1 protein-coding gene is annotated in these 1,524 nt (G+C 59.4%); it reads right to left on the bottom strand.

From position 1 onward, the window contains the following. Nucleotides 1–417: 417 nt before the first annotated feature. Nucleotides 418–1,431 (bottom strand): IS110 family RNA-guided transposase, encoded by a 1,014-nt coding sequence (locus C0Z16_RS36920; RefSeq protein WP_102636840.1) that lies wholly within the window; start codon nt 1,429–1,431, stop codon nt 418–420. Nucleotides 1,432–1,524 lie beyond the last annotated feature (93 nt).

Raw genomic sequence — 1,524 nt, forward strand, 5'->3', positions numbered from 1 at the left:
CCCATTAGCCGGCCGGAGTCAAGGGTAAAGGAAGTACGCCGCAATCAGTTGCGTCACTTCACAGCTAGTACAGCGCGCCACCTTCATTCGTGCAAACACTAATCGCGTCCATTTTCTCACTCGTTGGTTGCGAACCGAATCGCACCAGACACCCGTCGGGATCAAGCAGTCGCAATGCTCCGCGACTGCCCTGGCGGCAGTCGCCGCCCCAGAGAAACTTTGGTGCCAGTCCGTGTCCAGGGGATGGTTGCATTCCCTGTGGCTATCGTCATGACGACGACACCAGTCCTTTGATGGCTCACGGCCTGGGCGATTCAGCGTTCTGCATCCGTTCAGATGGCACAAGGGCGGCGTCCAAATCATTCGGGTGGCTTCACACCAGTCCCTTCACCTGGCTCGTCGCCCCTGGCCAAACCGTTACCCGAAACACAGGTGCACATCGAAGGGCTTCTGGTCCCGCAGCATGTGGTAGCACGCCCGCGCAAGCTTGTGCGCCAGAGCCTTGATTGCCAGGACGCGGTTCGTCCTGCTCTTCTTGCGATCGTAAAAGCTTCTGGCCTGCGGGCAGTAGCGCATTGCGAAGTTCGCTGCCTCGACAAATGCCCACGCGAGATACTTGTTGCCGTTCCTGGTATTGCCTTCACCTTTCTTCTTGCCGTTACTCTCCCTCAGACTGTCAACGCAGCGACAGTAGGAACTGAAGTTGCCGACGTGGGCAAAGCGACGAATCGATCCGGTCTCGAGCATGATCGTCGTTGCGAGCGTGTCGCCAATGCCCGGCACCGTCTTGAGCAGGCGGTACTCGGCACGCAGACTCACGCGTTCCATCAGTCGCTTCTCCAGCGCTTCAATCTGCTGCGCCAGCGCCTGGCTGACCGCGCGGTTGGCCTCCATGGCCAGCGTGACATCGGGCGTAAATGCAAATTCGTTGACCTGGTCGGCCGTCAGCCGTTTGACTGCTTCGCCAGTTATTCTGCTGCCCGTCTGCCGCATCAGGATGCCCTCGATCGAAAGAATCTGCGCTGTGCGATAGCGCACCAGTTGCATGCGCTTGCGTGCCAGGTCGCGTGCGCCGCGCTCTTCGCGCGGATAGACATAGCCCTCGGGCAGCAACCCGAGCCTGAGCAGCTGCGCCAGATAGGCCGCATCGGCGAAATCGCCGCTGTGCTTAAGTCCGTTGTATTTCCTGATGGCAGCAGGATGGGCCAGGTGTACCCGGTAACCTGAATCCATCAGTCCATCCACTAGCCAGTACCAGTTGTACGTACTCTCGACGACCACGCCCGCCAGTTCGTGCCGGTACGCCTCAAGCGCCGCGGCGATCTGCGTGAGCTCGTTTGGCAGGCGTTTCCGGTACACGATCCGGTCGCTCTCGTCGCTGACGATCACGACGCAGTTGTTCGAATGCAGGTCTATGCCACAATAGTTCATGTCGGTCTCCGCAGGGTCAAAGTGCGTTCGCAAACTGACTTTAACCCTCGTCGCATAACCGCGGCGAGGAGGCCGGCTACATGATCATCATTC

Origin of the sequence: Paraburkholderia rhynchosiae (assembly GCF_002879865.1) — a bacterium.
Classification (GTDB): domain Bacteria; phylum Pseudomonadota; class Gammaproteobacteria; order Burkholderiales; family Burkholderiaceae; genus Paraburkholderia; species Paraburkholderia rhynchosiae.